General features: G+C 62.0%; 25 protein-coding genes. 13 read left to right on the forward strand and 12 right to left on the reverse strand.

What is annotated here, in order from left to right; all coding sequences use genetic code 11:
• Positions 1-24: 24 nt before the first annotated feature.
• Positions 25-750, reverse strand: coding sequence for a ParA family protein (locus EOE18_RS14840; RefSeq protein ID WP_127710935.1), 726 nt, complete (start codon positions 748-750; stop codon positions 25-27).
• A 73-nt stretch (positions 751-823) separates the two neighbouring features.
• On the reverse strand, positions 824-1,843 hold the full coding sequence (gene pspF / locus EOE18_RS14845; RefSeq protein WP_127710937.1) for a phage shock protein operon transcriptional activator: 1,020 nt from the start codon (positions 1,841-1,843) through the stop codon (positions 824-826).
• 319 nt (positions 1,844-2,162) lie between these two features.
• Between pspF and pspA the strand changes: the two genes are divergently transcribed.
• The 8 genes from pspA to EOE18_RS14885 are packed head-to-tail and all read left to right on the forward strand — an operon-like array spanning position 2,163 to position 5,300.
• Positions 2,163-2,939: a phage shock protein PspA gene (pspA, locus tag EOE18_RS14850; protein ID WP_425464301.1), complete on the forward strand. Its 777-nt coding sequence runs from the start codon at positions 2,163-2,165 to the stop codon at positions 2,937-2,939.
• A 5-nt stretch (positions 2,940-2,944) separates the two neighbouring features.
• Entirely contained in the window at positions 2,945-3,253 is a 309-nt protein-coding gene (pspB, locus tag EOE18_RS14855; RefSeq protein ID WP_127710941.1) for an envelope stress response membrane protein PspB, read from the forward strand.
• A 25-nt stretch (positions 3,254-3,278) separates the two neighbouring features.
• On the forward strand, positions 3,279-3,656 hold the full coding sequence (gene pspC, locus EOE18_RS14860) for an envelope stress response membrane protein PspC (protein WP_127710943.1): 378 nt from the start codon (positions 3,279-3,281) through the stop codon (positions 3,654-3,656).
• 23 nt (positions 3,657-3,679) lie between these two features.
• Entirely contained in the window at positions 3,680-3,982 is a 303-nt protein-coding gene (locus tag EOE18_RS14865) for a hypothetical protein (RefSeq protein WP_127710945.1), read from the forward strand.
• A 15-nt stretch (positions 3,983-3,997) separates the two neighbouring features.
• The gene (locus EOE18_RS14870; RefSeq protein WP_127710947.1) at positions 3,998-4,240 is read left to right on the forward strand and encodes a hypothetical protein; all 243 of its coding nucleotides are present in this window, start codon (positions 3,998-4,000) and stop codon (positions 4,238-4,240) included.
• A 15-nt stretch (positions 4,241-4,255) separates the two neighbouring features.
• Positions 4,256-4,489, forward strand: coding sequence for a hypothetical protein (locus EOE18_RS14875; protein WP_127710949.1), 234 nt, complete (start codon positions 4,256-4,258; stop codon positions 4,487-4,489).
• A gap of 42 nt (positions 4,490-4,531) precedes the next feature.
• Positions 4,532-4,942 (forward strand): SufE family protein, encoded by a 411-nt coding sequence (locus EOE18_RS14880; protein ID WP_127711093.1) that lies wholly within the window; start codon positions 4,532-4,534, stop codon positions 4,940-4,942.
• Positions 4,943-4,949: 7 nt separating this feature from the next.
• The gene (locus EOE18_RS14885) at positions 4,950-5,300 is read left to right on the forward strand and encodes a YbaN family protein (RefSeq protein ID WP_127710951.1); all 351 of its coding nucleotides are present in this window, start codon (positions 4,950-4,952) and stop codon (positions 5,298-5,300) included.
• Between the two features lie 50 nt (positions 5,301-5,350).
• Here the strand turns inward: EOE18_RS14885 and hemA are convergent, their stop codons facing one another.
• Positions 5,351-6,565, reverse strand: a complete 1,215-nt coding sequence (hemA, locus tag EOE18_RS14890) for a 5-aminolevulinate synthase (RefSeq protein WP_127710953.1) — start codon at positions 6,563-6,565, stop codon at positions 5,351-5,353.
• Positions 6,566-6,708: 143 nt separating this feature from the next.
• Positions 6,709-7,503 (reverse strand): glutamate racemase, encoded by a 795-nt coding sequence (gene murI, locus EOE18_RS14895; protein WP_127710955.1) that lies wholly within the window; start codon positions 7,501-7,503, stop codon positions 6,709-6,711.
• Positions 7,504-7,673: 170 nt separating this feature from the next.
• Here murI and plsY point away from each other — a divergent pair, with 170 nt between their 5' ends.
• Together plsY and dprA are read left to right on the forward strand one after the other, a co-directional pair.
• Positions 7,674-8,288, forward strand: a complete 615-nt coding sequence (plsY, locus tag EOE18_RS14900; protein ID WP_127710957.1) for a glycerol-3-phosphate 1-O-acyltransferase PlsY — start codon at positions 7,674-7,676, stop codon at positions 8,286-8,288.
• Positions 8,288-9,541 (forward strand): DNA-processing protein DprA, encoded by a 1,254-nt coding sequence (dprA, locus tag EOE18_RS14905; protein WP_127710959.1) that lies wholly within the window; start codon positions 8,288-8,290, stop codon positions 9,539-9,541. The genes plsY and dprA overlap by 1 nt, the downstream gene beginning before the upstream one ends.
• Here dprA and EOE18_RS14910 read toward each other — a convergent pair.
• The gene (locus EOE18_RS14910) at positions 9,525-10,463 is read right to left on the reverse strand and encodes an ion channel (protein ID WP_127710961.1); all 939 of its coding nucleotides are present in this window, start codon (positions 10,461-10,463) and stop codon (positions 9,525-9,527) included. The genes dprA and EOE18_RS14910 overlap by 17 nt on opposite strands.
• Before the next feature lie 238 nt (positions 10,464-10,701).
• Here EOE18_RS14910 and EOE18_RS14915 point away from each other — a divergent pair, with 238 nt between their 5' ends.
• From EOE18_RS14915 to zapE, 3 genes are all read left to right on the forward strand, one after another.
• Entirely contained in the window at positions 10,702-11,484 is a 783-nt protein-coding gene (locus tag EOE18_RS14915; RefSeq protein ID WP_127710963.1) for a succinate dehydrogenase iron-sulfur subunit, read from the forward strand.
• A 158-nt stretch (positions 11,485-11,642) separates the two neighbouring features.
• Entirely contained in the window at positions 11,643-12,062 is a 420-nt protein-coding gene (locus tag EOE18_RS14920) for a hypothetical protein (protein ID WP_127710965.1), read from the forward strand.
• 27 nt (positions 12,063-12,089) lie between these two features.
• The gene (gene zapE, locus EOE18_RS14925) at positions 12,090-13,232 is read left to right on the forward strand and encodes a cell division protein ZapE (protein ID WP_425464300.1); all 1,143 of its coding nucleotides are present in this window, start codon (positions 12,090-12,092) and stop codon (positions 13,230-13,232) included.
• Between the two features lie 12 nt (positions 13,233-13,244).
• On the opposite strand, the gene EOE18_RS14930 is transcribed toward zapE, so the two are convergent.
• From EOE18_RS14930 to EOE18_RS14960, 7 genes are read right to left on the reverse strand one after another with little or no spacing between them, the layout of a single operon-like run.
• Positions 13,245-15,140, reverse strand: a complete 1,896-nt coding sequence (locus EOE18_RS14930; protein WP_127710967.1) for an XrtA/PEP-CTERM system amidotransferase — start codon at positions 15,138-15,140, stop codon at positions 13,245-13,247.
• A gap of 6 nt (positions 15,141-15,146) precedes the next feature.
• Positions 15,147-16,676: an exosortase A gene (gene xrtA, locus EOE18_RS14935; protein WP_246027470.1), complete on the reverse strand. Its 1,530-nt coding sequence runs from the start codon at positions 16,674-16,676 to the stop codon at positions 15,147-15,149.
• A gap of 44 nt (positions 16,677-16,720) precedes the next feature.
• Entirely contained in the window at positions 16,721-17,968 is a 1,248-nt protein-coding gene (locus tag EOE18_RS14940; RefSeq protein WP_127710969.1) for a TIGR03087 family PEP-CTERM/XrtA system glycosyltransferase, read from the reverse strand.
• Entirely contained in the window at positions 17,965-19,044 is a 1,080-nt protein-coding gene (locus EOE18_RS14945) for a FemAB family XrtA/PEP-CTERM system-associated protein (protein WP_181953062.1), read from the reverse strand. Before EOE18_RS14945 ends, EOE18_RS14940 begins: the two co-directional genes overlap by 4 nt.
• Positions 19,041-19,913 carry an XrtA system polysaccharide deacetylase gene (locus EOE18_RS14950; protein ID WP_127710973.1) on the reverse strand — a complete coding sequence of 291 codons (873 nt, stop codon included), beginning with the start codon at positions 19,911-19,913 and terminating at the stop codon, positions 19,041-19,043. The genes EOE18_RS14945 and EOE18_RS14950 overlap by 4 nt, the downstream gene beginning before the upstream one ends.
• On the reverse strand, positions 19,900-21,087 hold the full coding sequence (locus tag EOE18_RS14955; RefSeq protein ID WP_127710975.1) for an XrtA/PEP-CTERM system-associated ATPase: 1,188 nt from the start codon (positions 21,085-21,087) through the stop codon (positions 19,900-19,902). The genes EOE18_RS14950 and EOE18_RS14955 overlap by 14 nt, the downstream gene beginning before the upstream one ends.
• A 36-nt stretch (positions 21,088-21,123) precedes the next feature.
• A complete protein-coding gene (locus EOE18_RS14960) occupies positions 21,124-23,067 on the reverse strand; it encodes a preprotein translocase subunit YajC (protein ID WP_127710977.1) in 1,944 nt (647 codons plus the stop codon).
• Between the last annotated feature and the right edge of the window lie 5 nt (positions 23,068-23,072).

Consider the following 23,072-nt stretch of genomic DNA (forward strand, 5'->3'; position numbering starts at 1 on the left):
CAAGAGGGGGCCAAGACAAAGAGTCTAGCCCCCGACCACCGCCTCCACCCGCGCCAGAACCTGCGCCAAGGCTTTGGCTGCGGCTGATCGCTTGGCATATTCGCCAACCGGCGCCCGCTTTACCCCCATGGATTCTATCGTGCTGGAATGCGGGATGCTGGGCCAATCCGGCGCGGAATCGGCCATTTGACGGTGCAAAACCTTGCGCCGGTCCACCATGGACAGCACGGGCAAGGCGATTGGCGCTTTCGGCCCGCGCGTCTCCTCCACATATTCCAGCATTTTATCCAGAACGCGAAAGGACAGAGGCGCTGGCACCACAGGCACCACTAACAGGTCTGCCGCGCGAAAAATCTGGTCGGAAATTCCGCTCAATCCAGGTGGGCAATCAAGAATCACACGATCATAATCCTGCCGCAACAGATCGAGCATCTTGCGCAAACGCTTGGGACTATCCTCGGCCAGATCGCTTTCCAGATTGCGCAAGGACAGGTCAGCCGCAATCAAATCCAGATCAGGCCAGTTGGTGGGCACAATATAGCCCCCTACATCGCGCCCCTTGGTGAACAATTTGCGCGCCAGCCCATCGGCAGCCGCCACACCCAGCAGAAAAGCCACCGCCCCCTGCGCATCAATATCCCAGATCAGTGTGCGCAGCCCCTTGACCGCCATGCCATGGGCCAAATTGACCGCCAGCGAGGATTTCCCCACCCCGCCCTTCATCGCACAAACCGCGATCACCTTGCCCATATGCGCCCCACTTTCTTTAACGGCAAACCCCAGAGCCGATCAGGATGACAAAGGCATGACAAGTAGGAAACCCTTACAAAAGCCCATGCTTGCGCATCGTGTGGCGCAATTGGTCATAGGTCAAGGACAGCGCCTTGGCCGTTTGCCGCTGGTTAAAACGATGGCGGGCCAGAGCCGCCTCCACAATCGCCTTTTCATGCCCATCCACCGCCGCGCGCAAATCCACCACCTCGGCCAGATCCGCCGCCAACAACGGAGCGGGAGCAACACCACCCCCTTCGACCGGCGCACGCATGGATTGCGCGGGCTTCCACGGCGAATCAAAGGGATCGAAGGTGATATGCTCCACCGGATTTTGCGGGTTATCCCAACGATAGACTGCCCGCTCGATCACATTGCGCAATTCACGCAAGTTGCCCGGCCAGCCATATTTCTCCAGAGCCATCATGGCCGCAGGCGCAAAACCGGGCCAGCGGTCCCAACCCATCTCGCTGGCCATGCGGCGACCAAAATGCTCGGCCAGCACCGGAATATCGCCCTCACGCGCCCGCAGCGGAGGCAAAGTGATCACCTCGAAGCTTAACCGGTCAAGCAAGTCGGCGCGAAAACGGCCCTCGCGCGCCATGCGGGGCAAATCCTCATTGGTGGCCGCCACTATCCGCACATCCACCCGCAAAGGGCGCGAGGAACCAATGCGCGACACTTCGCCATATTCCACCGCACGCAACAGGCGCTCCTGCGCCCCCATGCTCAAAGTGCCCAATTCATCGAGGAACAAAGTGCCGCGATCGGCTTCCTCAAACCTTCCGGCGCGGGTCTTGGTCGCGCCGGTAAATGCCCCCGCCTCATGCCCGAACAATTCCGCCTCGATCAGCGTTTCGGGCATGGCCGCGCAATTGAGCGTAATCAGCGGTTCGTCCCAGCGCGAGGACAGTCGATGCAGGCGTTCGGCAATCAGTTCCTTGCCCGTGCCGCGCTCGCCAATCACCAATACCGGTCGGCGCAGGGGCGCTGCGCGACTGGCGCGCTCCACCGCATCCAGAAAGGCGCTTGATTGACCGATCAATTGCGCTTCGCGGGCCGAGCCTGCCATCTTCCCTCCGGACCAAACTGACTATTGGTGAAATTTCCTGAAACTTGGCCAATTTTACCGATACCGTCAAGCGCCAGCCTTCCAGAAGCGCCCATTTCCCGCCACCTGCGCAAATTGGCACGAGCTTTGCTGATACTCTGGCATGACCAAGCCAACGCCTCTCGATCCCTTTCTGCCCGCCCCTACCCATGGCGGCGCAGGGGATATGCCCCTTCCCCCCGCTGGATGGAGAGGCGCAGGCTGGTCGGGGACCGGATCGGGGCCCGCCAACCAACGCCAAGCCGCGCAGCCCCTGCGGCAAGGCGCAGGCAGCGCCCCGATCCGGTCACTTTTTCAGCAAACACCCCGCAGCAGACTTGACAGAGAAGTCGAAAAGCTCCGACCCTTCGCATCAATTCTTTCCCCTTCAGGAGGCCTGACCATGGGCATCTTCAGCCGCACCCGCGACATCATTGCCGCCAATTTTGCCGATCTGCTGGAAAAGGCAGAAGATCCTTCGAAGATGATCCGCATGATCATCATGGAAATGGAAGAAACGCTGGTGGAAGTGCGCGCCAGCGCCGCCCGCACCATTGCCGATCAAAAGGAAATGCGCCGTCACATCGTGAAGCTGGACCGCCTTCAGGCCGATTGGGCCGACAAGGCGCAACTGGCCCTGTCCAAGAACCGCGAGGATCTGGCCCGCGCCGCTCTGGTGGAAAAGCGCAAGGCCGCAGACATGGCCGACCAGCTGAACAGCGAAGTGGCTGTGCTGGACGATTCGCTGCGCGCCTTTGAAGCGGACATCGAAAAGCTGCAAACCCGCCTGCGCGAAGCCCGCAGCCGCCAGACCGCGATTGCCGCCCGTCTGGAAAGCGCGGAAAACCGCGTGAAGCTGCGCACGCTGCTGGCCAGCGAGCGTGTGGATGAAGCCATGGCCCGTTTTGACGCGCTGGAACGCCGCGTAGACCATGCCGAAGGCCGCGCCGATGCGCTGGGTCTGGCCGATAGCAAGCCCAGCCTTGCCGACGAAATCGCCGCGCTGGCCGCTGGCGACAAGGTTGACGAGGAGCTGGAAGCGATGAAGCGCGCCCTTAACGCTGGCAAGGAAGGTTAAGCGCGATGGAAGATATTGTCGTCCCGCTAGTCGCTTTCCCCACCCTGTTCATCGGCTTGCCCTGGCTCATTTTCCACTATGTCACCAAGTGGAAAACCGCCCCCACCCTGACCCACAGCGATGAAGCGCTGCTGGAGGAACTCTATCAACTCGCCCGCCGACTGGACGAGCGGATGGACACGGTGGAGCGTCTGGTGGCTGCCGAACACCCGCAGTTCCACCCTGCCGTGCCGCTGCCCAACCGCGAGGTGGACAACCAGCCGCTGCACGAAATTGCCGAAACGCTCAACCGCCGCCGCGACCAGCGCCGCTGAACCGCATTAGCCAAGGAACCGACCGATGAACTCGCTTCGCACCCGTTTCTTTAAAGACAAGGCCAATGGCAAGGTGATGGGCGTTTGCGCCGGCATTGCCGACTATACCGGTATCGATGTGCTCTGGGTGCGGATTGCCGCGCTGATCATGCTGTCGGCCACGTCGGGCACAGCTTTCATGGTCTATCTGGCCATTGGCATTCTGGCGCAGGACAAGCCCAAGGAACTCTATGCCGACCGGCAGGAACAGCAGTTCTGGCAAGGCGTGCGCCAATCGCCCAGCCGCACCGCACGCGAAGTGCGCGCCAGCTTCCGCGACATTGACCGCCGTCTGGCAGCGGTAGAGGCCTATTACGTCTCGTCCAACCCGCGTTTGGCCGAAGAAATCGAAAAGCTGCGTTAAGCGCGGCGACAAGGGGGAATGTCATGTCTTTTGGCGCCAATATTGTGCCCATTGTTGCCCTGTGCATCCCGATCGTCGCGATCTGGACCAGACACCGCACACGCATTGCCGAAATGCACATCAACGCCGCCGCCCGCCAGAATGCCGAATTGGGCGGTTCCAGCGCGGCGCAGATGGCCCAACTGGAAGAGCGGGTGCGGGTGCTGGAGCGGATCGTGACCGACCGGAATTACGATCTGGCCCATCAGATCGAAGCCCTGCGCAGTGACGAGGGGCGTCTGGATGACAAGAGCCCTCGCCCCGCCAACCTTACCCATAATCTGTAACCACGGAGACGGACCATGCAATGGGTTGAAGCGATTGTGCTGATCGTGGCGATTACCTCTTTCGCCAAAGTCATGCGCGCCCGTTACAACAGCCGCCTCCATCACAACCCCATGCCGGATGAGGCAATGCTGTCGGAAAACAATGCCCTGCGCCGCGAATTGCAGGAATTGCGTGAGCGCGTGAAAGTGCTGGAACGCATCGCCACCGATGACCGCCAAAGCCGCGCTCTAGCCGACGAAATCGACGCGCTGCGCTAAGCGAGGAGACTGTATATGGATGCTGTTACTCTTCCTGAATTGCTCGCTGGTCTGACGGGACTGGCCATGTTCAGCCTTGCCGCGCTGCGCGGATGGCAGGGTTGGCTGACGCTGAAGCACCGCGAACTGGAACTGAACGCGCGTGTGCAGGAAGGCAATCTGCCATCCGCCATGCAGCGGATCGAACTGGCCGATCTGAAGGACCGACTGCGCAAGCTGGAAGCGATTGCCGCCGGTGTTGACCTTTAAACCGCATTGATCCGCATGGCCGAACCGGCTACCGCAGGTCCCATGCGCAGCTTGAACGATATTGCCGAGGAATATGATTTCCTTGATGCCGACGAACGTTACCGCCTGTTGATCGAACTGGGCCGCGCCCTGCCCCCCATGCCCGACGCCTTGAAAACCGATGCCACGCTGGTACGCGGCTGCTCGGCCAGCGTCTGGGTCTATCCGGTGGCGCAGGATGACGGGCGGCTCAATTTTCTGGCCGACAGCAATGCCGCCATCACCAAGGGCATTATCGCGCTGGTGTTGAGCGCGGTGCAGGGCAAACCGGCCAGCGAAGTGGTGGCGATGGACATTGCCGAGGCGCTCGCCCCGTTTGACCTAAAAAACCAGCTTTCCAGCAACCGGACGCAGGGCGTGCCCAATATGATCGCGCTGATTCAGCAGCACGCCGCGCGTATCGTGGCAGGATAGGAAGCCCATGCGCCGCCATCTCTATCGTATCGGCGGCCTGTTTTTTGTCGGGCTGGGCGTGGTGGGCGCCTTCCTACCGCTGCTGCCCACGGTGCCGTTCCTGCTGCTGGCGCTGTTCTGCTTTGCGCGGTCCAATCCGGCGTGGGAGCAGCGCCTGCTCCACCATCCCCGCTATGGCCCACCCCTGCGCCAATGGCGTGAAAGACGCGCCATTCCCCGCCGCGCCAAGATAGCCGCATTGAGCACCATGGCTTTGTCTGTGGGCATCACCGCCGCAACAGCGGGCTGGCCTTGGGTTCTGATCCCGCTGGGCGTGATGGCGCTATCCGGCACTTGGATCTGGACTCGGGCGGAATAAAACAGGGGCGGAATGAAAAAGGGGGCCGTTCAAGCCCCCTTCCCCTATCTTCAGGCTGCCAGCCTCAATTCCATCCGTTCCCAGATTTCCACCAGAGCCTTGGTAAGTTCCACCATCATCTCTTCGGTATGCTGCGGACCGGGGGTAAAGCGCAGGCGCTCCGTCCCGCGCGGCACGGTGGGGAAATTGATCGGCTGCACATAGACGCCATATTCGGCGAGCAGAATATCGCTGATCGCCTTGGCCTTGACCGGATCACCCACCATCAAGGGCACGATATGGGTGGTGCTGTTCATCACCGGCAGGCCAGCCTCACGCATCAGGCTTTTCAGCATGGCGGCGGCGGCCTGCTGGCCCTCACGCTCCACGCTCGATTGCTTCAAATGGCGCACCGAGGCCAAAACCCCCGCCACCAGCACAGGCGAGAGCGAGGTGGTGAAGATGAAGCCCGGCGCATAGGAGCGGATCACATCGATGATGCGCTTGTCCGCCGCGATATAGCCGCCCATCACGCCAAAAGCCTTACCCAGCGTGCCTTCGATAATGTCGATGCGATGGGCCGCCTCGTCGCGGTCGGTGATCCCGCCGCCGCGCGGGCCATACATGCCCACAGCGTGCACCTCGTCGATATAGGTCAGCGCGTTATACTTCTCGGCCAGATCGCAAATCTCGTGGATGGGAGCGATATCGCCATCCATCGAATAGACGCTTTCAAACGCGATCAGCTTGGGCACCGAAGGATCGGTTTCGGCCAGCAATTGCTCCAGATGCTCCACATCATTGTGACGGAACACCTTCTTTTCCGCGCCCGAATTGCGGATACCGGCAATCATGCTGGCATGGTTGAGCGCGTCGGAAAAAATCACGCAGCCCGGCAGCACCTTGGCCAGCGTGGAGAGAGTGGCGTCATTCGACACATAACCGCTGGTGAACAGCAGCGCGCCTTCCTTGCCATGCAGGTCGGCCAGTTCTTCTTCCAACTGGATGTGGTAATGCGTGTTGCCGCCAATGTTGCGCGTACCGCCTGATCCGGCGCCCACATCATGCAGGGCCTCCTCCATGGCGGCGATCACCTTGGGGTGTTGCCCCATGGCCAGATAGTCATTGCTGCACCACACGGTGATGGGTTTAGGCCCATTATGCCCCGCAAAGCAGCGGGCATTGGGGTAGGCACCCTTGTTGCGCAGGATGTCGATAAAGACGCGATAGCGCCCTTCGGCATGAAGACGGCTGATGGCAGCATCGAAAATCTGGTTGTAGTTCACTGGCTCTTATCCTGCGTGGCGCCCGTCAACAGGCTCCTCCGTCTCCCGACTAGGGCATATCCGGCGCAGTGGAAAATGACCAGAGTCAAACTCTCTTATCGGACATTCTGTCCTAAAGAACGATGGAACTGCTCAAGAGGTGATCAAAAAATGGCCGTTTCACAAAGGCCACGCTGGGCCAAAGCTGGAGCCAGAGCCGCAATATCCTCTGCGCTGGTAAACAAAGCCATGTCGGGTTTGCTGCGGGAAAAGCCCTGTCCGGCGGTCAAATAAGCGACTCGGCGCGCGATTCCGGCGGCGCCGTCGATAAATTGCACCGATCCCAGCAAGTCACCTAACTCTTGCGTCAGGAGCGGGAAATGGGTGCAGGCCAGCACCACCGTGTCGATCCTGTCGCCATCTGGCTGCATGCGCAAACCATCCACCGCGCGCTGGATCAGACGCGGATCGACGGGTTGCCCGCGCAAACGCGCCTCGGCCGCCTCCACCAGTTCGGGCGCTCCGTGGCGGATCAGGCGCTTTCCCTGCGCAAATTCATGCTCCAACCGATCGACATAGGATTGGCGAATGGTCGCCTGCGTGCCCAGCAGGCCGATCACGCCGGTCTTGGTCATGGCGGCGGCGGGCTTGATAGCCGGAACCGTGCCCACAATCGGCACCTCCAAAACTTCGCGCACGCTGGCCAAGGCAATCGTGCTGGCCGTGTTGCAGGCGATGCAGACCAGACGGGGGCGCAGCCTTTCGGTCATGCGCCCCAACAGGCCCGACACGCGGGCGGCAATCTGTGCCTCGCTTTTGGTGCCATAGGGCAGGCCAGCATTGTCCGCCGCATAAATCACCGGTGCATCGGGCAATTCCCGCCGCAGCGCGTCCAGGACGGTCAACCCGCCCACACCGGAATCGAACAAAAGAATGGGCGCGGAGGGGTCTTGGGTCACGGGCTTGTCTGGCCTTTGCTGGATAATGCCCTCCCTTTAGGCCGGATCGGCGGCAAAAGGAAAGCGGGGGAAAGGCCCCAAGCAAATGCTTCGACAAATGCGCAAGGCGGGTTAAAGATGGCTCCTAACGATAAATGCGTAACGCGCGACTTGAATGAGCAGGTGATGGAATGTCTTTGATGGTGGCCTCGGTGCTGGGCTATGCTTTGGGTTCGGTGCCCTTTGGCCTGTTGTTGACCAAGGCGTTTGGCGCGGGTGACCTGCGCAGCGTCGGTTCGGGCAATATTGGCGCCACCAATGTGCTGCGTACGGGGCGCAAGGGTCTGGCGGCAGCCACTTTACTGCTGGATGGCGGCAAGGGCGCAGCGGCGGTGTTGATCGCCCGCCATGCCTTGGGCGCGCCTGCCGATGGAGCCGAAGTGTTGGCACTGACCGCTGGTGCCTTTGCCCTGCTGGGTCATTGTTTTCCGGTCTGGCTCAATTTCCGTGGCGGCAAGGGCGTAGCCACGGTGCTGGGCGTGGCGCTGGGGCTGGCTTGGCCGGTGGGGCTGGTCTGCCTGCTGGCTTGGGTGGGCATGTTCAAGATCAGCCGCATTTCCAGCGTGGGCGGCATGAGCGCGGGCGTAGCGGCTCCTCTGGCGGCCTTGGCGCTGGGCCATGCTTCTATGGCTCCGGTCTTGGCAGCGCTGGCCCTGCTGGTGCTGTATCAACACCGCGAAAATATCGCCCGTTTGCGCGCAGGCACCGAGCCCAAGGTAGGCGCCAAGAAAGCGCAAGACGCCTGATGGCTGGCGAGGCTGCCCCTTCCTCGACACTCAGCCGCGAGGAAGGGCTGGCCCGTATTCGTCTGATCCGTTCGCCCCATGTGGGGCCGGTGACCTTTGCCCAATTGCTGCGCCGCTATGGCACGGCGCAGGCGGCACTGGAGGCGCTGCCCGAACTAGCGGCGCGCGGTGCATCGGGCCACAAGGGATCTCCAAAAGCACGCGCCTATGTGCCCGTGCCCATGGCCGAGATCGAGGGCGAGATCAAAGCGGTACGCGCGGCGGGTGCCCGCTATATCTTCCACGATTCGCAGGATTACCCCCCCCTGTTGCGACAGGTGGATGCCGCTCCGCCCGTGCTGATTGCCAAGGGGCGAATGGATCTGGCCAAGGCTATCCCCGTAGCGATGGTCGGCGCCCGCAATGCCAGCGCGCCCGCGCAAAGGCTGGCGCGCGATCTGGCCTGCGGATTGGCGGAGGCAGGCTTTCCGGTGGTATCCGGCCTTGCGCGCGGCATTGATTTGGCCGCGCATGAAGGCGCTTTGGCGGGGCGTATGGGTTCCTATTCCGCTGCCAGCACGATGGCCGTTATCGCGGGCGGTATCGATGTCGCCTATCCGCCCGAACATGCCGCGCTACAAGACCGGATCGCGGAGGAAGGCCTGCTGCTGACCGAAGTGCCCCCGGGTGTAGAGCCGATCCAGCGCCATTTTCCCGCCCGCAACCGCATCATCGCTGGGATCGCCGCCGGAACCGTGGTGGTGGAGGCGGCGCTCAAATCCGGATCGCTGATCACGGCGCGTCTGGCGGGCGACTATGGGCGCGAGGTGATGGCGGTGCCCGGCTCGCCCCTCGACCCGCGCAGCCATGGTTGCAACGAGATGATCCGTGAAGGCGCCATTCTGGTGCAGCGAGTGGAGGATATTATCGAGCTGCTCTCCAGCTTCGACGGCGTCCCCCTCTCCCGCTTTCACGAGGATGGCGAGGATGTGTTCGGCATTGGCGCGGAAGGCGATTGGGGCTTGGAGGAAGAGCATCACCTGCCGCAGGCCGCGCCTCTATTCCGCTGGCCAGAGGAGGAAGCGGCGACAGAGCCAGAGGACGATCTGGGCGAACGCTTGCTGGACATGCTGGGCATCACGCCGGTGGGTATGGATGATCTGGTTCGGTTAAGCCATGCCAGCGCCGCGCAGGTGCAAACCGCGCTGATCGAACTGGAGCTTTCCGGCCAGATCCTGCGCCACGCGGGCGGGCGGGTCAGTCGGCAGGTCTAGTTTCCGCCTTGTCCAGATTGCACGGCTCCACCTGATGGAACCGTGTGTAATCCAGCGTGCGCGCGCCATCAGGGTCCAATCCCACAATATCGGCAAAGCGGGCATCCCAATGGATATCCTGCGCATTATAGGCCCAGCGGCCATGGACCACTTGCCCGCTCACCTCGTCGGTGCCGGATACAAGGATCACCAGTTCCGAGCGCGGATCAGGCGCGCCATTTTCCAGCCATGCTGCCAGCGGACTGTCGGCATCGATGCGATGCATGATCAGCCAGGTCATGGGAAACACCGGATTGCTGGCGCGGACCAAGGGCAGGTCGACAAAGCGGCGCAAGGGAATGCCCCCCACCTCGCCATCCATCAGCACCGCCAATTGGGCCTGCGCGGCATAGAGCATATTGTGCCGCTGGTTCGCCGCACGCAGCATCAGCACTGGCACGCCATCGGCCCGATGCACCACCGCGACTTGGGAAAACAGGATGCGTGCCGTGGGCCGCGAGAAACGGGCAAAAGCGATGCCTGTCACCAGCGCGAAATAGAGGATGCCGCAGGTAATTTCGACCACCACCATAATATTGGCATAGGCAGAAGCGGGATAGACATTGCCATAGCCAATCGTCGCCACCGTATGGACCGAGAAAAAGAAATCCTGCCAGAACAGCGAAATATGCGCCATATCTTGCGTGGCGACCAAGCCTTGCGGATCAAGGCGATAGAGCGCGGCAAACAGCAGGTTAAAGGTCAGGAACACGCCCGCGAAAAGCCCCAGCAGCGCGGGCCAAGGCATTTGCATCAGGCGGTAATAGGCATCCTGCGCCCATGCATCGGGCAGCCCTTTGGCGCGGAGGGTAAAGCCCCCCTTCCTCACGGCGAGTTTCAGAGTCGTGCTGGGATGGCTGGGTTCAGGCGGGCTGTCGGTCATGGCGGCAAGGCTATAGCCTGCGTTAATCGGGTCAAGCCTGTCAGGGGGTCAGGCCAGCGCAGGCGTGATGCCGCAACAGCGTTGTTGACCGGCAACATTCTGGCATTTTGCGGAGCTTCTATCCCGCATTGCAAAAAACAGGCTTGCCCCTGCCCGACAAGACAGTAGACAGGCGGGCAAGAGCGAGGCTATGCGGCCCGCAAGTTGAATCGCAGATTTCAAACGGAAAGCAGCGGATATGGCTCAGTTCTCCCTCCCCGCCAACAGCAAGATCAGCAAGAACGGCAAGGTCCACAAAGCCGAGGGCGGCAGCCAGATCAAAAAGTTCACGGTCTATCGCTATGACCCGGACAGCGGTGAAAACCCCCGCTATGACAGCTTTGAGCTGGATCTGGACCAGACCGGCCCGATGGTGCTGGACGCGCTGCTCAAGATCAAGAACGAGCTGGACTCGACCCTGACCTTCCGCCGTTCGTGCCGCGAGGGCATTTGCGGTTCCTGCGCCATGAACATCAATGGCCGCAATGGTCTGGCCTGCACCACCGCGATCGAGGACCTGAAGGGCGACGTGCGGATCACCCCGCTGCCCCATATGGAAGTCATCAAGGATCTGGTGCCCGACTTCACGCGTTTCTATGCGCAATATGCCAGCATCCGCCCTTGGCTGCAGACCGTTTCGACCACGCCCTCGGGCAAGGAACGCCTGCAGAGCCCCGAACAGCGCGAGAAGCTCGATGGCCTGTATGAGTGCATCCTCTGCGCTTGCTGCTCGACCTCGTGCCCCAGCTATTGGTGGAATTCGGACAAATTCCTTGGTCCGGCCATCCTGCTTCAGGCCTATCGCTGGCTGGCCGACAGCCGCGACGAAATGACCGGCGAGCGCCTGGACGAGCTGGAAGATCCCTTCCGTCTGTATCGCTGCCACACGATCATGAACTGCGCCAATGTGTGCCCCAAGGGCCTGAGCCCCGCCCGCGCCATTGCCGAGATCAAGAAGATGCAGGCCGAGCGCCAGATCTAACCAGCCTTTGGCTAAATATCTGATACATCGCCAACATCTACGTACAAAAACGTAGTTGTTGGCGATTTTATGCTTGCATAAAATACCCAAGAAGCGCTTTGCCTATTACGAAGTGCGGTGGCGTTTTGCAGTCGCACGTGATCGGTATGGCGACACGGGTGATCTCTATGGTTGGTTTTGGCAAATGGGCGGCACTGGCTCTGGCAGCAGGACTGGCGCTTTCGGCATCGCAGGCGCAGGCGCAAGCCCGCCGGTTGATCTATTTGAAAAACACCTGTTCCCGCCCCTTGCGCCTGATCATCGGAAACACCGATCAACGCGGCTTTCACCAACAGGGATGGTACTATTTTAACCCCGGCGATGCATCCTATCTGCGAAGCAACGCTGGTGACAAGCTGGTGCAGATTGAAGACCGCCCGCTTTATGCCTATGCCGAAACGGTGGACGATGGCCGCCGCCTTTATTGGCAGGGCAACGGACCGGAAGTGTCGGTGGATGGTGGCATCTATCGCGTGATGGTTCTGGCAACGCGGTTGGATACAGATGGCGATATTCTGGCCCGCATAACTTGCGATTAAGGGCCGTACAAACAGGCAAAAGGTCGCATGATGAGTGAAGCCAGGGGCGTGTTGGCCCGTTACCACGCTTTGGTTGCCGACGGGCAATTGCGCCCCGATGCCGAACAGGCGGCGGCGGCCCAGCGGCTTGACGCACTGCAACAGGCACTGGAAACACCGCCCGCAACCGGATTGCTGTCACGCCTGTTTGCCAAGAAACCGACCCGCGCGCGTGGCCTCTATGTGTGGGGCGGCGTGGGGCGCGGCAAGTCGATGTTGATGGACCTGTTTGTCGACAGTCTGGCCATCCCCGAAAAGCGTCGTGTGCATTTCCATGCCTTCATGCTGGAGGTGCACGAAATCCTTCGCGATGTTCGGCGCGAGGAAAAGGGCGACCCCATCCCGCCCGTGGCCCAGCGCATTGCCCAAGGCCTGCGCGTGCTGGCCTTTGACGAGATGGTGGTCAACAATTCCGCCGATGCGATGATTATGAGCCGCCTATTCACGGCGCTGATCCGCGACCATGATCTGACTATTGTCACCACCAGCAACCGCGCCCCGTCAGAGCTTTACAAAAACGGGCTCAACCGCGAGCATTTCCTGCCCTTCATCGCGCTGATCGAGCATGAGCTGGAGGTGATGACATTGAACGGGCCGGTCGATTACCGCTTGCAACGTCTGGCCGGTATCCGCAGCTGGCACCAGCCCTTGGGCCGCGCCGCGACCGAACGCGTGCGTGAAGTGTTCTTCCGCCTGACCGATTTCCCGCCCGAAGACGCCGAGCATGTGCCCAGCGCCGATCTGGATGTGGGCGGCGGGCGATTGCTGCATGTGCCTAAAAGCCTGAAGGGCGTGGGCGTCTTCAGCTTCAAAAAGCTCTGTGCCGAGGCGCGCGGGGCCAGCGATTATCTGGCCATTGCGCGGGCCTATCACACGGTCATTCTGGTCGGCATTCCCCATCTTTCCGCCGACAATCGCAACGAGGCGGCGCGTTTTGTCACGCTGATCGACGCGCTTTACGAGCATAAGGTCAAGCTGTTCGTCACCGCCGATGCCACGCCGGAAGAGCTATACGGCAACACCAACCGCGAGAACGACACGGGCGCTTTCGAATTCGACCGTACCGTCAGCCGCCTGACCGAGATGCAGAGCGAGGCTTATATGGCCAAGGGGCATGGGGAAGAAGATTGAGGGCTTAAACCCTCACGCCAGCCCCAGCCTTGCCAAGGATTTATCCAGCATCACCAATTGCCACAACAGGCGCGAATGGTCCGACAGGCCGGAAATATGCGCCTGCGCGATTGCGCCCAGCGCATCAGCGTCAAACCAGCCTGTCCGGCCCAATGCGCTGCTCGACGCAATCGCCTGCGCCGTACCCGCCAGCGGCCCGCGAAACCATTGCGCTATCGGCGTAACAAAGCCCTGCTTGGGGCGGAACAGGATGTCCTCGGGCAGATAACGGCGCATCGTATCCTTCATCAACCATTTGCCCTGCCCGCTGCGCACGCGCAGCCCCTCGGGAATACTGGCGGCAAATTCGATCAAACGATGGTCCAATAGAGGCTCACGCGCCTCCAATCCCACGGCCATGCTGGTGCGGTCCACCTTGGTCAGAATATCCCCTGGCAGCCAGAATTTGAGATCCGCATATTGCGCGCGATCCAGCCCCGAACGCGCAGGAGCCTTGGCCATCATCTCCATGAAGGGCCGCTCGGCACGATAATCACCACGCAGAGCCATATAGGCAGGCGAATAGAGCGCCTGCCGCAAATCCGGCCCCGTTACGCCAATCGCACTGGCATAGGCCTGTTCGCTACTGCCGGCCAGACTGAGCAAGGTAGTCTTGGCGCGCAAAGGCCGCGGCGCCCAATCGGCCTTGGGATAGTACCGCCCCAAAGTGCCGAACAGGCCAGCGCGCAATCCTTCGGGCAACAAGCCCCGCACCCGATCCTCGCCATGCTGGAACACATGGCGGCGGTAACCGGCCAGCGCTTCATCCGCCCCGTCACCGGACAGGGCCACCGTCACCGATTCCCGCGCCAATTGGCACACCCGCCATGTGGGCAAGGCGCTGGCATCGGCGAAGGGTTCATCAAACATGGCCACCAGATCATCGATACCGGCATAATCATCGGGCGATACGGTACGCGCGCTATGATCGGTGCCGAATTGCGTCGCGATCCGGCGGGCATAGGCGCTTTCGTCAAAAGCCTTCACATCGAAGCCAATCGAACAGGTCTTCACCCGCGAGGCGCTGGCCTCCGCCATCAGCGCCACCACGCTGGAACTGTCCACCCCGCCCGACAGGAAAGCGCCCAAGGGCACATCGGCCACCATCCGGCTCTGCACCGCATCGCGCATCAAATGCAGCAATTCCGCGCCCAGATCCGCCGCGCTACCCTTACGCCTCTCGGCAAAGCTGACATCCCACCACTGGCGCGGTTGCGGGCAAGGCTTGCCCGATTGCAGCAGCAGCATATGGCCTGCAGGCAATTTGCGTACGCCTTTTAGCAGGCTGCGATGGTCGGGCACATAGCCCCAGGCCAGATAATCCTCCACCGCCAGCGGATCAATCTCGCGGCGCAGCAGGGGATGGGCGATCAAGGCCTTCAATTCGGAACCAAAGATCATGCTGCCATCGGAGAGTTCCGCCATGAACAAAGGCTTCACCCCCAACCGGTCGCGCACCAGAAGCAGGCTGCGCGCTTCCAGATCATAGAGCGCAAAGGCAAACATACCCGACAGGCGTGACACACCCTCCACGCCCCAGCGCTGATAGGCGGCAAGGATTACCTCGCTATCGCCATCAGTATGGAACACCGCCCCTTGCGCCGCCAGTTCAGCGCGAAGTTCGCGGTAATTGTAAATCTCGCCATTGAAGACCAGCATCAGTCGCCCGTCGCTGCTGGCCATGGGTTGCGGGCTACCCTCCAGATCGATGATCGACAGGCGGCGGTGGCCCAGACCGATGCCCGGAGCGGTCCAGATCCCGAAACCATCCGGCCCACGATGGGCGATGGCATCGCACATCAACTCCACCCGCGCAGGGTCCACCGGCTTGGGCGTGGTGAGATGGAATATTCCGGCAAAACCGCACATTGTCGTCTAATCCTTCTGCGTGTTGTCAACTTGCGCAACACGATCCATCCATGGCCCCAGCGGCCCCATCGCCTCCCGGAACGCGGCCAGCGCAGCCTTAGCCTGCTGCCCTTCGCCATCCTCGGCGGACAGGATCAGCATCATAGTCACCCGCCGCCGTAATAGCAGGCGATCGGCAAAATTGGCCATCCGCAGGCGCAAGCCGCTGCCTGTGGTTACTCCCCCGCTGCGATAGGTGGTGGCGGCGATGCGCTCCACCGGCCCGTCCGCCTGAAGCCGCTCGACATGGGAATCGGGCGTGGACGGCTCCGGCGATTGCCATGACCAGCCACTCTCCGGCGGCAAGGCCCCCTCGCCAAAGCCGCTGGCCTTGCGCCCAACGCCTTGCGCGCCATAAAGCGCGAAGAACACATCCACCTGCTGCCCCTGCGCATTGGCATAGCGGCCCAGCAGGCGATGGTCTGCCCCGCCCGCGCGCGGCTCCCACCAATGGCGCGGGCTGTAATCCACACGGTGCCAGCCAGCCACCTCGGGCAGATCGATATGGGCAGGCACCGGCGCCACCAGCCTGTCCGCCGCCAAAGCCCAGCCCTGTGCCAACAAGGCCATCACCGCCAAACCGCCCAAAGCCTGTCTTGGTGACGAACTCTTCCCTTCCCAACGGGCCAACACAGGACGCGCCATAATCGCGTCCACATCCACCATAGCCCCGCCCACTGGCCGGTCAAAATAGCGCCATCCCAGCGCCAGAATGCCCGCGATCACGCTGGCGAAAAACACCCAGCCATAGATGATATGGTCCACCCCGCCCGCCACAGCGCGGCCCACATATTGCGCGACATAGACTGTGCCCCATGCCCGCACTCCATTGGCCAGCACCGGCGCCACCACGCATAGGGCCATGAACCCCGCCCGCCGCCGCCAGTCCAGAAAGCAGACATGCGCCGCCAGCGCGCCAAAGGCCAGCATGGCCACCAGAAATTTGACGCCAGAACAGGCCTCTGCCACTTCGAACAGACCGGCGGGCGTGCTGATAAACACGCCGTCGATTTGCGCCGGCACCGCGCTGATATGCACCAAGGCCACGGTGATCCGCGCGGTTACCATTTGCAGAAGAGGGACCGCTTCATCGCCAAAGGGCACCAGAAAGCCCATATAGGCCAGCGGGAAAGCCAAACCCGCCGCAGCCCTCACGCCCAGCATCAAGGGAACGCAGGCCATCAGCATGGCCACTGCCGCAGCTTGAGTCACCTGCGCCACCCCCGCCAAAGCGCCCAATGCCCATAGCAATAGGCAAGCCCCCAGCAGCGCCAGAGCAGGTCTCCACAGCGATACCGGCAGGCTCCACAAGGCAGGCAGCCTTTGCGACACCAGCCAACCGATGATCACCGGCACCAACAGGATGTGATGATAGGTGGAACTATCCCACCATTGATGCGCCATGGCCTGCCAATCGGCATGGAATATGGCCAGCAACAGCCCCCAAGCCAGCGCCAATCGCAACAGCCCTGCCCGCCATGCCTCCGGCACAGCCACGCTTTGGGTGCTTATCGTGAGGCTATCCGCCTCTCCGCCCACCATCACGCCGCATCATGCATAGTGTCGACAAGCTGGAGGCGCGGCACATGGCCCAGCATTTCCACCAAGGGCAACAAAGCGCTCTGCCAGCTTTGCTTTTCCACCACCAACCGGCGGGCATCCTCGCCGATGCGCTTGCCCTGTTGCGGGTCGGCGGCCATGGCCACCACCTGCTCGGCCAAAGCCTCGTCCGTATCGGCCACCAGAAAATGCATGCCCGCCAGCGCATTGATGCCGGTGGCCGCCGCCGTGGTCAGCACCACCGGCAGTTCCATCGACATGGCCTCCAGCACCTTGTTCTGCACCCCGCGCGCAATTTCCAAAGGCACCAGCGCAATATCCGCCGCCTTTAGCCACGGGCGCACATCGGCAACGCGGCCCCAGATATAGACGCCATCCAGCTTGTCCAAGGCCTTCACCGCCTCGGTCGGGCTACGCCCCACCACATGGAACGTGGCATCCGGGCATTGCTGCCGCACCAGAGGCAGGATGCGATGCGCCACACGTTCCACCGCAGCAATGTTAGGCGGATAATCCATCTGTCCGGTAAAGACGATGCGCGGCCCGCCCTGCTCCATCATCTGCGGCTCGCGCTCGACAAGGCCGGGGTCGAAATATTCCGAATCAATGCCATTGCCCAGCACGCGCACATCCGCCACCACATCGGCGGGCAAGCGGTGGGTGAACAATTCGGCTTCCTTGTGGCTGACCAGCAGGCTCAAATCCGAACTGGCGGCCAGTTGCGCCTCCTCCTGCTGCAACAGCCGCGCCTCGCGCCGGTGGACCCAGCCCATCACGCCCTTGCGCTGCGCGCCATAGGCCTGGAATTTGGCCGAATCCACATCGACAAAATCCATGATCACCCGCCCCTGAAAGCCATCAGGAACATATTGTCCCATCTGGCCAGAGAAGACATAGATCGTGCCGATGCGTCCGCCCGCCACCAATTCGTTGATATAGGCGGCCAGCAATGGGTCATAAAAGGCGGTCAGGCTGATCGGCTCGCCGCGCTTTAACGCCTCCAGCCCTGCCCATACCAAGGGCTTGGTACGCCGGATCAGACGATAGGACCGGCATAACGTGGCCAGTTCTACTTCCTCGGCCATATCGGCATCATCATCGGCAAAGCACACCACATGCACCGGCGCCAGACGCGCCAGTTGCTTCAAAATGTGGTGCGACCTTATCTTGTCCCCCCGATCGGGCGGAAAGGGAATGCGATGGCACAGAAAGAGGATCTCGCCGCTCATCCCAGCCCCCTTGCGATCCATGGCCCCAAGACATTCGCCACCGGCAAAGGCAGCTTTTTCCACAAGGCGATCCGTCCGGCATGCGCGCTACTGGTCGGGTCTGCATCGCGGCGCGGGGCGCCGGGCGCGGTCCATGTGGCATAGGCCAAAGGCTCTGGCGTAAAGCCCCAGTTGCGTTTGAAATCAAAGGCGCCGCTGCCGGTCTTGCTGCGGCCAAAGTCGAAATGCGTGCAGCCGCGCCGACGGGCGTGGCGCATCAATTCGTAATACATCCGGTCATTGGCGCGCAAAGCCCGCGCCCCCCATGTGCCGCCGCCCCAATAGGGCATCACCGCCCCGCGATGGTAAAGCGAGAGCACGCTGGCCACGGGCTGCCCGTAATGCAGGATGGTCAATATATCGGCATCCTCGCCAAAACCATCGAGCACGGCTTCGAACAGAGAGCGGGGGAAGACCGGCGTGCCAAGGTTGCGCACACTTTCGGCATAGATGGCATAGTGATCGGCGCGGTCCTGCGCGCCGGCGCCGATGCGGACAGTAAGCTCACCCGCCAATGCCTTGCGCACCTCTGCGCGCTGCTTGCGCGGGATGGCGTTCAACTGGGCGGCATCATCGGGTTCCAGCGCAAGGATAAAGCCGCAATGGCTTTGCGTCTTAATCTGCCAGCCTTCGCGCTGTTCCGGCAAAGGCCCGCCGCGCAATTCCACGCTGGGCGCGCTATGGCGCAGAGCCAGTTCCTCCACCGCCGCGAACAGTGGCGCCGCATCCACGCCATCCTCCACCAACGCGCCCCCGCCCACGGCAAAGCCGGTCGAGGCCAGCACACGGCCAAAGATCGGCGAATGGATAAGGCTGACCGGCAAATAGGCTTCTACCCGCCCGCCGCGCTCCTGCACCAAGGCCAGCGCCTGTTGTCCAGTCCCACGCTCCACAGCGGCCAGCCAAGCAGGCCGTTGGAAAACCGTGCCTTGCGCATGGCGCGCGACAAAGCCTTCCAGCGCGCGCGACTCATCGGGCTCACGCAAGTTGGCCAGCCGGACAATTGTCTTGTTTTCAAGGCGGAACGGAGCATTCACGGCGTGAAGTCCACCGCCCTTGCGGCCTCCACCTGCGCCACCTGATCCATACGGCCCCATGCAAAATCTTTCAGCATACGGCGCAATTTTGGCTCCATACCGTCAATATTTGTATAATGCCGCAGACGGGAACGTAGCGGAGCATTGTCCACACGGGGCTGATTTTTGTCGATTTCCCATGGGTGGAAATAGAAAATGATCGGGCGTCCTTCGTGCTGGGTCACCCGTTTCATCGCCCAATGGCTGAAAGCATAGGGCAAGACGCGGAAGAAACCGCCCCCGCCAGCCGCCATGCGCCGGTTGCCAAGTTCGACCGTGGTGACCGGAATTTCTATCAGGTCCGCCCCCGCCACCGGACGAAACGCAAAACGCGGCGCGCTGCGCCAGCCGTAATGGTCATGGGCAATCGGGGCCACGCTGCTGGAATAGGTATAGCCCTGCTCGGCCAGAATGGGATGCGCCCATGGGGTGCGCTGGTCGATGGAAAAGCTGGGCGCGCGATAGCCCTTCACCGCAACGCCCGCGGCATCTTCCAAAGCCTTTCGCGCATCGCCAATGTCGGCCGCAAAACCGGCCGCATCCAGCGTGAACACGCGCGCATGGGCCCAGCCATGGCTGGCCAGTTCATGCCCCTGCTCCACAATCCGCCGCATTAGCGCGGGATGGCGCGCCGCCACCCAGCCTAGCGTGAAGAAGGTGGCCTTCACCCCCAGTTCGGCGCACATATCCAGCAGGTGGTTGGTATTATGGTCCACCCGCACCGTCAGACTGTCCCAGTCCTTGCGGTCAATCACCTTTTCAAAGGCGCCCACCTGAAACCAATCCTCAACATCGACCGAGAAGCCACTGATAGGGCTAACGAGAGCCACGGTTGGCCTCCTCGCGCTCGATCCATTCGATCAGCATGGTCAGCGTGTGGCGGATGGTGCGGTCCTGCTCCACCATCTTGGTTTCGATCGTATCCAGCCGCAATTGCAAGGCGGCCAGTGCCCCGTCCGGCACGGCAGCCTCGCCCGAGGGCGTAGCGGCAAGGTCGCCCTGATTGGCCAGCTCGATCACCGCCTGCTGCAATTCGGCAATCTGCGCATCACGATGCACCAGCGCGGCTTCCATCTGCGCCAGCGATACCATCGCATCGGATGGCATAGCCGCCTGCGGCTTATAGCTTTGCGGCGCAGCAGCGACCGGCTCCACCCGTGCCTCCACCGGCGGCGGGGCCAGTTGCAAGCCGCCATCGGCGGTCAATTCCGCCAACACCTGCGCCAGCATCACCCCGTCGATCCGGCGCCTCTGCTCCACCGCGCCCAGAATGAGCAGACGGTTGACGATCTGGTTGATGCGGCGCGGCACGCCATGGGTGGCGGTGTAAAGCTCGGCAAAGACGCGCTGGTCAAACACGGGATTGCCGTTCCAGCCCACCACGGCAAGGCGGTGGCTGATGTAGGGCTCCAGCTCGCCCGGCTCCATCGCGTCCAGATGATGGGCGGCAATCACCCGCTGGCGCAATTGCTCCAACTGGGGATGGCCTTGCAGGCTGTCGCGGAACTCGGGCTGGCCCAGCAGCAGGATTTGTAGCAAAGGATGGCTGCCCAGCTGGAAATTGGACAGCATGCGCAATTCTTCAAGCGCGCTGATTTCCAGATTTTGCGACTCGTCCACCACCAACAGACAGCGCCGTCCGGCCCGCGCCTCGTCATGCAGGAATGCCTCGATCGCGCCCAAGGTGCTGGCCTTTTCCGTGCCATGGCTTTGCACGCCAAAGGCCTGTGCGACCAGTTGCACCAGTTCCTCGCCATCCAGCTTGCTGGTCACAATCTGCGCCGCCGTCAGCCGCAACCGGTCAATCGTGGCCATCAAATGCGCGACCAGCGTTGACTTGCCCGCCCCCACCTCACCGGTGATGACGATAAAGCCTTCGCCCTGCGCCAGACCATAGCCGAGGTAGGACAAGGCCTTGCGATGGGCCAGACTTTCAAAATAGAAAGCCGGATCAGGCGTAAGCTGGAACGGACGTCCGCTAAAGCCGTAGAAATTGTCGAACATCTGTGCCCCTCTTGCCCGTAGCAGCCGGACCGAAATCTAGAAACTGTAGCGCATGCCCACGGACCCGGCGGTGGCCCAAACGTCCTGCGCGTCCTCCCGCATGATGCCATCCAGCGCGAGCGAAGCATTGGCCGTCAGGCGACGCGACAGGAAATATTGGTACAGAGTGACTGCGCGCACCCCGAGCAAATCGCCAGTGGAACTCACTCCGCTTTGGAATTTGTATCCACTCAAAGTGGTCTCAAGCGAGGAACGCTCGCTGGTGCGATAGCCAAGGAAGGCCGAGCCCCACAGCACCTGATCCACCTTGCCATTCAGGCTGGCCAAGACAGTGCCCGCAGCCGCGATATATTGGCGACGATCATAGCCAACACCCATGCCGGCCCGCACACGGCGCCAGTCAAGGCTATAGCTGGCCGAGACCCCGCGACTGCGATAGGCGGTGGAATTGACCGAACCCACCGCGCCGCCGAGGCAAGCGCCCGATGCCAGTGTCGACACACAACTCCCCAGATTGCCGCTGACGCCATCGCGCAAGGCGACAAATTGGGTCGGCAGGTTCATCAAGGAATTGGTCAAAGCCCCGCCAAAGCCGGTGATCCCCTGATAGACCACCAAATTGAAGCTGGAATAATCATTGGGCTGGTATTGCAACGAGCCATAGCCGCCCAATTGACCATAGCGGCGACCGACATGAGCCTCCATTTTGGTGCGCGGGCCAGGACGCCATATCACGCCCGCATCCCAAATCAGGCCTGACGTATCAAAGGCAATCTGGCGCGGTTGCGAATAGTCGGTCAGCAAGCGGCCATTGGCGTCGCGCGAGGCATTGCCGCTGGCATCGCGTTGAGCATCGCGGGCAGAAATTCGCACTGCTTCATAGCCTACCCCGCCGACAGCCAGCAGATTGTCCGCCACGGGGATCTTCACCTCGGCCCGCACATGTTTGTCGGAAACGCGCTGGGTCAGGTTGGAGATGTCCTCCTGATACAGGCCCGCCTCCACGCCCAGCCCAACCGGCAGGGCATCGCCCGCCTCGGTGCTGGCGGCCACGCGGGCCTGTTGCATGGTGGAATGGTCAAGACGGTCGCTCAGTGTGGTGCTGGATGCGCCGCGCGAGGTGACGCTATTGCCCACGCTGGTATAGCCCGCGTGGTAATCGGCCTGCATAGCCACCGCGCCCACCTGTTGGCGCAGGGTAGGCCCAGCATAGACCGAATAGACCTGCGTCAGCGCATCCATCGACCCGCCGGTAGCCCCCACAGAGGCGCCCGAAGTGGTAACATAGCTGCGGTTGGCATAGCCGCCATAATCGATCCGCAAAGTGTCGCCTGCCACTGCGCTGGACATGCGGGCAATACCGGTCAGCCCGTCCCCATGGCTGCGCCGCGTCCATTCATAACGGCGTTCATAACGCAACGAGACGGTGCCTTGGTTGTTGCGCCCGTTCAAACTGGCGTTCACGCCTGCGGCCAGCACCGAATAGGTCACGAAATCATGGCCCGGTGTCAGCGTATATTGCGCGACTTGCGCCGCCTCGATGAAAGGCTTGATGGTCAGCTTGCGCCCGCCGTTCGCCCCCTGATCGAACACGCCCAGACGCCCCGGACGCACCCCGCCGCGCGCGGCATCGACTTGCGGCATATCACCGCCCGAACCGCCCTGTTGCCATGCGTCATTCTGGGCGTAGTCCGCGCCATAGGTGGCCCCGCCGGAACGGGCTGCCTTGGCAGGCGTACGTTCCTTGCCTTTGCGCGGCGGAGCATAGGTGACTTCAGAATCATAGGTGTAGAGATTGTAGGGATTGGCGGGCGCTGGCGCCTCGTCATTGCCCATGGCCTGTGCCAACAGGCTGGGATCCGCCGCCGTGCTGGCCGCTGGCTGCGGCCTACCCTGTGCGTGGACTTGCGGCGATGCCAGCATGACAGCCAGCACCACCAAGGAAACCGCCGAGTCCCGCGCGTGAATGCCCCCCTGCATCGCTC

The sequence above is a fragment of the Novosphingobium umbonatum genome (genome assembly GCF_004005905.1).
Lineage (GTDB): Bacteria > Pseudomonadota > Alphaproteobacteria > Sphingomonadales > Sphingomonadaceae > Novosphingobium > Novosphingobium umbonatum.